Origin of the sequence: Enterococcus sp. C46, assembly GCF_040887565.1 — a bacterium.
Classification (GTDB): domain Bacteria; phylum Bacillota; class Bacilli; order Lactobacillales; family Enterococcaceae; genus Enterococcus_B; species Enterococcus_B lactis.
Map to the genome: position 1 here is coordinate 140835 of NZ_JBFOGA010000007.1, position 7267 is coordinate 148101.

Sequence of the window (7267 nt, forward strand, 5' to 3'; positions counted from 1 at the left end):
AGAACATTCTCTTGAAACCTTACTTCGTGAGCTTCTACTTTTGTTTCCTTATATTAAAGCCGAAACGGACAATATTTCGTTTCTGCCTTTTCTTCATCAGATAGTTTTTGCAACTTCATATACTACACTTATTTTCTATAAAAGTCAACACTTCCTGGCGTTTCTTCTGCTTTTTCGCAATATTTTCTTAATGTTTTCAATTTTATGTTTTCAATTATCTGACAATTCTTAATTGACAGACCGTTTTTTCTCGGTTATACTTTAGAAAATTCATTTTGTGGAGGAACTTCTATGCGAACCAACATCAAGCAAATCGTACCAACACAACTGAATAACTTTTTCTTTAGCTACTTTAGATAGGTTTGTATTCATCATGATGGATACAAACGTTAAACGACAGTTTGTATCTATGATGGCTAAAGAACTTTGTATTGCAGCAAAAAGCCACGTAGACAAAATACTAAGTGGCTGAGCAGTGAAAATACAAAGTAAAAGTATCAAGCATTCTACTTTTCAATTTATTTTCCGACTTTTCAATCCATTTGGACATTTTGTCTGAATGGATTTTTTGTTTCCCAAAATTAAGGAGGAAAAAGAAATGAAAAAAAATATATTAATTGGATTAGGCGCTGCCCTGCTACTAGCTTTAGGAGGTTGCGCACAAAAAGACAATTCCGCAGAGGCATCAGATGGACAAAAAACAATTGGCGTATTGCAACTTGTACAGCATAACTCGTTAGACGCTGCCTATAAAGGATTCAAAGAAGGATTAGCAGAAGAAGGGTATAAAGAAGGCGATAATCTAACAATCGATTATCAAAATGCCCAAAACAACCAAGACAACCTGAAAAGCATGAGTGAGAAACTCGTCAAAGAAGATCCTGATTTGCTACTTGGGATCGCCACTCCAGCAGCACAATCTTTATTAAATGAAACAACCACTATCCCGATGACTGTCACAGCGGTCACAGACTTGGAACAAGCTCATTTAGTCACATCCAATGAAAAACCTGGCGGCAATGTGACTGGCACGACAGATATGGTGCCAATCGAAAAACAAATCAGCTTACTGTTAAATATCGTGCCAGACGCCAAAACAATCGGCATCATGTATAACAACGGTGAAGCCAACTCTAAGATCCAAGCTGATTTGGCAGAAAAAGAATTGAAAAAAGCGGGCGTAAAAGTCAAAGTACTGACAGCAAATTCCACAAATGATGTCCAACAAGTGACGAAAAGTCTAGCTAAAGATGTAGATGGAATCTATATTCCTACTGATAACACGTTCGCAAGTGCGGCAAGTGTTGTCGGTGAAGTCGCAAAAGAAACAAAAACACCTGTCGTTGCTGGCGCAGTTGATCAAGTCAAAGACGGCGGTCTAGCAACAGTAGGAATCGATTACGAAAGCTTGGGCAAACAAACGGGGATCATGGCAGCAAAAATCTTAGACGGCAAGAAGCCAAGTGAACTTCCTGTCGAAACAGCGAATGATTTGGAACTGTATGTCAATAAAGACATGGCCAAAGCATTAGGCATCAATCCAGACAGCATCAAAGAAGCTGAATAAAACACAGGAGGATTCTCATGACAAATCTGCTCTCTCTTTTCTTATCATCTGCATCGCAAGGGGTCTTATGGGCCCTACTTGCGATTGGTGTGTATGTCACTTTCCGTATCTTGGACATTGCCGACTTGACTGCTGAAGGAAGCTTTCCTTTAGGTGCAGGGATTGCGGCAGTAAGTATTACAAATGGCTATCATCCATTGACAGCTTGCCTCCTAGGATTTTTAGGAGGTGCGGCAGCGGGACTTGTTTCCGGACTGCTTCACACAAAATTAAAAATTCCCGCCCTTCTTGCAGGGATCATCACCATGACTGGTTTATACTCTGTCACATCCCGTGTGATGGGTGCGCCGAACATCTCTTTATTGGGTCAGCCAACGATCTTTCATTGGGTCGAGTCATTCGGCATAACAAAAGACAACGCTGTACTGATCGTCGGTCTGCTTTTTGCTTTGATCGTTGTATGTTTACTTGTTTTGTTCTTACGTACTGAAACAGGTCTTGCCATTCGTGCAACTGGCGATAATCTGGCAATGAGCGAAGCAAACGGGATCAATACAGATAATATGAAGATCATCGGTTATATGATCTCTAATGGATGCATTGCTCTTTCTGGCTCCTTGCTTGCGCAAAACAACGGCTTTGCTGATTTGAATTCTGGTATTGGAACAATCGTGATCGGACTTGCCTCCATCATCATTGCAGAAGTTTTGTTACGTAACCAACCGCTATTTCTCCGTCTCTTGACTGTCGTTTTAGGTGCGGTCATTTACCGCTTTATTTTGGCGTTAGTCTTCGAACTGAATGTTGAGCCAAGTGATTCGAAACTTGCTTCTGCTTTCGTGCTAGTAATCTGTCTTTCTTTCCCGCAGATTCAGCAAAAATTCCATTTATCTCAAAAAAAGAAAGGCGGTAGTGTCAAATGAATGACGTCTTAACATTGGAAAATCTCCATCATACCTTTGAAAAAGGAACGATCAACGAAAACCATGTCCTGAAAGGTATCAATCTTTCCCTGAAACCCGGTGACTTCGTGACGATCATCGGCGGAAATGGTGCAGGTAAATCTACTTTGCTGAACAGCATCGCCGGTACATTTTCTGTCGATCAGGGACAGATTTTATTGAATGAAAAAAATATCACGAAAAAATCCGTTGTTGAACGTTCGAAATCCATCAGTCGCGTATTCCAAGATCCTAAACTAGGGACAGCCGTGCGTTTAACGGTAGAAGAAAATCTCGCTCTTGCTATGAAACGAGGAAAAAAGCGCGGCTTCTTTCGTGGTGTCAAACCGCAAGATCGAACGTTTTTCAAAGAACAGCTGGCTCGGCTGAATTTGGGTTTGGAAAATCGTTTATCCTCAGAAATCGGTTTGCTGTCTGGGGGACAACGTCAAGCCATCACGCTGTTAATGGCTACATTGCAGCGTCCAGAACTAATCTTATTAGATGAGCACACCGCAGCGCTTGACCCGGCTACTTCCAAAACGGTGATGGAATTGACAGAAAAGCTGATCACCGAGCAGAATCTTACTGCTTTCATGGTCACACATGATATGGAAGACGCGATCCTCTATGGAAATCGACTGATCATGTTGCATCAAGGAAGAATCGTCGTTGATATCCAGCAAGAGGAAAAACAGCAACTCACAGTACCTCAACTATTGGCGTTGTTCAAACAAAACAGCGGCACGACGTTGAAAGACGATCAAGTACTTTTATCTTCATAATCAGAAAGAGGCTGGGAGAAAAATGAACGCCCACCCTCTTCTTTTTTCTCTTTCCTTCTTTCGTTTTTGTTTTATGTATCAACCGTTGTTTCTTCAAAAACTATTTTGTTCTCTCCTTCTTCCTGATAGAATGGATGGGAAAGGAGCTTGGTGCCATGACAACAAAAGACAAAGTACTTCATTTATTGAAGGAGACACCAGATTTTCTTTCCGGAGAAAAGTTAGCACAGCAACTGGAAGTTTCCCGGACAAGTATTTGGAAAGCCATCAAAGAATTGGAAAAGGCAGGCTATCGTTTTGAGCACGGGCCTACAGGGTATCGTTACCTGCCCTCTGACGTACTAGATGCAAAAGAAATCCAGCAAGAGCTACGGTCTTTTATTCCCGATTTGAAGGTACAAACGATGTTGACTTCTGAATCTACGATGAAAGATGCCAAACTGGCAGCAGTTCACGGAGATTCTGTTTCGAAGTTATTTGTTGCTGATACACAAGAACAAGCTCGTGGGCGTTTTGGACGACCTTTTTTTGCCGAACCTGGACGAGGAATCTACATGAGTCTCTTGCTCCATCCAGACAAACGTTTTGATGAACTGCCTCAATATACGATCATCGCAGCTAGTGCCTGCGTGAAAGCCATTGAATCGGTTGCCGGTCGTTCTGCTTCGATCAAATGGGTCAATGACATCTACATGGATGGAAAAAAAGTCTGTGGGATTTTATCTGAAGCAGTCAGTGATATGGAAAGTGGTAGGATCAGTCATATCATTATCGGGATTGGGCTGAATTTTTCTGTTCCTCAAAATCATTTTCCAGCTGATCTCCAAGAAAAAGCCACCTCTGTCTTTCCTGATGGACAAGCGAGTATCACAAGGAATCAGCTAATCAGCAAAATCTGGCAAGAATTGTTCACCTATCTTTCTCAACCGAAAAAAGCATTGGCCTTTTATAAAGAAAAATCATTCGTATTGGGAAAAAACGTGTCGTTCAATCAGAAAGGAACGACTTATGTCGGTCTTGCAAAAGAAATCGGCGATCATGGCGAACTGATCGTCCAAACAAATGAACAGGAAATGAGCCTATCTTCTGGTGAAATCAGCCTTACCTCTATCGGTTCCTGATAAGAATAGCGCTCTGAAGAGGACACCGATTTCTATGCAGTGTCCTTTTGCGCTTTCCTCCGTATACCATTCTCCCTCACGCTGCCCCTCTACACTTTTTCCATTAACCAGAAAAAGACGTTTCGCCCACACCGATAAATCATGCTACCCTTCATATGTATATCTAACTGTAAAATAGAGAGGGAGTACGCATATGCCGAATGAAAATCAGATAGAAGAATTTAAAAAACATATCTGTACAATCGAAACATATAAGAACACTTTAAATGTACTACAAAAGACGAAACCTAAGAATAGTAAAGAGATGAGAATTAAAGCAACAAAAATAAAGACTTTGCAAAAAAAAATAGAAAACGCACAAGACACGCGTCAAAATCTTCTGATAAACCTATCTAACGACTCCAATGTCAAAAAACTTTCTGAAATCATAGAAAAATTTAATAAGAACGCATTAGAAGTAAACACAAGTAAGCAGACAGTAAATTCGAGGATTAGCTTCTTAGAAAAACACTTATCGAAGTTAAATAAAAATCAAAAGAAAATGGAGCATCCAAAACGCTATTTTTGGGTTTCAAAACAAAAACTTAACGAAAAGAACCGAAAAATTTTAACAGAAATCAATATAATTCCCTCGTATCAACAACTCGACCTGTTGTCCTCCACTACGCCTATGCCTACTGTCATAGGCTACATAAAAAAAACGTTAGAAAAAGAAAAAGAAAAAGACAGTCTAGCCATCTGTACCTCCTTAACTCATCTATGGATTTCAAGAAATCAGGTGCCTACATTAACAGAGCTATACAATCTACATAATTTGGAGATGATCGAGTTCAACTATAACCTTGTCGCAGACATCTCACCATTGAAGAACCATGTCAATCTAGAAAGAATTTACGGAGCACATAATCAAATCCGCCGATTGGATGACCAATTACAGTTTCCAAAATTGTCCCTCTTAGAGTTAGGGTACAATGATTTCCCTTACTTAAATAATGAGGCGCAACTCCAATTCTTGAATAAGATCGCACAATTCACCACACTGGAAGCCTTAGGTCTTTCAAACAATAATCTTTCTACGATCGAACCTTTAGAAAGTTTAGTGAATTTGAGAAGTGTCTTTTTAACTGCTAATAAATTGACATCAATTGACACTTTGAAAAACATGCCTGAAATAAGCTTTCTTAACGCCAGAGACCAATTAGTCAGCCCATCTGTCGCCACTGTCTATACACCATTTCCATTACGTATCAGAGATCGTTTTGGGCAGTTACCTGAAATCGTCTTTGATCATCCCGGTACCTATGACGGAGAGAATGTGATTTGGCATGAAGCTGGTACGAACAATCTTCACTGGTACACCACAGGCGGTGCTTCAATTGAATTTAGTGGTACCGTCATCCAACAAGCGATTCCTGATTACCGACCGTCTCAGCCTGGAAGAATTCGCTATACATTCAATCCAAGAAGCACGACAGTTACTTGGGAGCCTTCAGTAGATCATTACGGTATCAGTCACTACGAATTCTATCTATGGGACTTTCTAATTGCTACAACAACGGAACCCGAATTCATAGCTGAGGACATTCGTCATCATGGACAATACCCAATCACGATCATTGCCGTTTCTAACAGCAGGAGAAAATCAGATCCTGCTTTCGATCTTATATATAGATCATGGATGCCAATCAACTAAAATCAAAAAAGAACTTACGACTTGTTTTTGTCGTAAGTTCTTTTTTATTTAGTGTCTTAGTCTTTCAATCCCAATAAACGTCTCGCATAGATCACCTGACCAGAGTGCATGGCAGCATCATCAATAATAGAAACAAGACGCATCCCTCGCGTGACTGGTGGTGTCCAGTTTTCGTCAATTACTTCATCTAGCTCGGAAGGTTCTAACCCTCTTAAATAGGAAAGAGCAGAATCAGAAGCAGCCCGCAAGTACCCTAGCAAGTCTTCTACTTGATTAGTTTGGATTTGTTTTGCTCGTTCCAGACTGTGCTTCCAATCTTGTTCGTCATCTGCTATTCTCATCGGAAATCGGCTTTCCCAATCTTGGCTGTGCCAAATTGGAGAGGTACTGGCTAAATCAGCAATCTGGAAATCCAATTCTCGAGCGGTATGCCAAGCCAGCCAAGTCATTGATTTGATTTGTGGGGCTCTGTCTTCCACTGGAAAACGGTTGGCCTCCTCAATAGAGACACCTTCAAACAAACGTTCAAATCGCTCGTATGCTCGGTCTATGCTCTCGCATAACATATCTAAATAATTCATCTATTTTCCTCCTTTTTATTTATCCTACTTGCTTTTTCCTAACTCTAGGATTTCTACTTATATGTTACTACACCCCCTCATTTTTTACACTTTCCAGTCACTAGTATGAATCGTTTGGAGATTGAAAGAGAAAGATATTCTCTATTTTCCATTTGAACAAAAATCAATAAAATGAATGATTCATTAATATTGTTTAAATAAACAATGATTTTTTAAACGAACAGTTTAAGCCTAGGAAAAAAAGAGTATAATAGGAAAATGTTTGAAATGAAAGGAAGGGAAAAGATGAAAAAAAGGGTAAGTTTATTAATATTAGTTACTTTATTGTTCAACATCTTTTCGTATGGTGTGGCTGTTTCAGCGGAGACATTTCCTAAAGATCCTGGGAATGTTTATAATGATTTAACTGGTAACTATGGTTTGCTGGGAATTGCTGGTCAATTCCATGTATTTGCCAAAAACAAGACAACAGTTAATGCCCATACAGACGGAAATATAGCAACACATGAACTGGATGCAAATAATAATTTTGGGACAGAGCTTCATGAAGGCTTATTGAACCAAGAGATCAATTATATA

6 protein-coding genes and 1 pseudogene are annotated in these 7267 nt (G+C 39.9%); 6 read left to right on the forward strand and 1 reads right to left on the reverse strand.

All coding sequences use genetic code 11. The annotated features are described in order from the left end of the window. The first annotated feature begins 598 nt into the window (after positions 1–598). From AB3I27_RS10980 to AB3I27_RS11000, 5 genes are all read left to right on the forward strand, one after another. Entirely contained in the window at positions 599–1567 is a 969-nt protein-coding gene (locus tag AB3I27_RS10980; RefSeq protein WP_002314279.1) for an ABC transporter substrate-binding protein, read from the forward strand. Positions 1568–1584: 17 nt separating this feature from the next. Next, a complete protein-coding gene (locus AB3I27_RS10985) occupies positions 1585–2490 on the forward strand; it encodes an ABC transporter permease (RefSeq protein ID WP_002320483.1) in 906 nt (301 codons plus the stop codon). Continuing rightward, positions 2487–3293, forward strand: a complete 807-nt coding sequence (locus AB3I27_RS10990; RefSeq protein WP_087062883.1) for an ABC transporter ATP-binding protein — start codon at positions 2487–2489, stop codon at positions 3291–3293. The genes AB3I27_RS10985 and AB3I27_RS10990 overlap by 4 nt, the downstream gene beginning before the upstream one ends. Before the next feature lie 155 nt (positions 3294–3448). Continuing rightward, entirely contained in the window at positions 3449–4414 is a 966-nt protein-coding gene (locus tag AB3I27_RS10995) for a biotin--[acetyl-CoA-carboxylase] ligase (protein WP_002344796.1), read from the forward strand. A 193-nt stretch (positions 4415–4607) separates the two neighbouring features. Next, positions 4608–6107 (forward strand): leucine-rich repeat domain-containing protein, encoded by a 1500-nt coding sequence (locus tag AB3I27_RS11000; protein ID WP_235688778.1) that lies wholly within the window; start codon positions 4608–4610, stop codon positions 6105–6107. Between the two features lie 56 nt (positions 6108–6163). Here AB3I27_RS11000 and AB3I27_RS11005 read toward each other — a convergent pair whose 3' ends face one another. Next, positions 6164–6688: a DUF664 domain-containing protein gene (locus tag AB3I27_RS11005; RefSeq protein ID WP_002310568.1), complete on the reverse strand. Its 525-nt coding sequence runs from the start codon at positions 6686–6688 to the stop codon at positions 6164–6166. Between the two features lie 285 nt (positions 6689–6973). On the opposite strand from AB3I27_RS11005, the pseudogene AB3I27_RS11010 reads away from it, so the two are divergent. Next, positions 6974–7267: pseudogene (locus AB3I27_RS11010) on the forward strand (hypothetical protein); the annotation flags it as partial.

Excerpts from the sequence above, each read along its gene's own strand:
- AB3I27_RS10990 (WP_087062883.1), top strand. The coding sequence starts at position 2,487 with ATGAATGACGTCTTAACATTGGAAAATCTCCATCATACCTTTGAAAAA.
- AB3I27_RS10985 (WP_002320483.1), top strand. The coding sequence starts at position 1,585 with ATGACAAATCTGCTCTCTCTTTTCTTATCATCTGCATCGCAAGGGGTC.
- AB3I27_RS10980 (WP_002314279.1), top strand. The coding sequence starts at position 599 with ATGAAAAAAAATATATTAATTGGATTAGGCGCTGCCCTGCTACTAGCT.
- AB3I27_RS10995 (WP_002344796.1), top strand. The coding sequence starts at position 3,449 with ATGACAACAAAAGACAAAGTACTTCATTTATTGAAGGAGACACCAGAT.
- AB3I27_RS11005 (WP_002310568.1), bottom strand. The coding sequence starts at position 6,688 with ATGAATTATTTAGATATGTTATGCGAGAGCATAGACCGAGCATACGAG.
- AB3I27_RS11000 (WP_235688778.1), top strand. The coding sequence starts at position 4,608 with ATGCCGAATGAAAATCAGATAGAAGAATTTAAAAAACATATCTGTACA.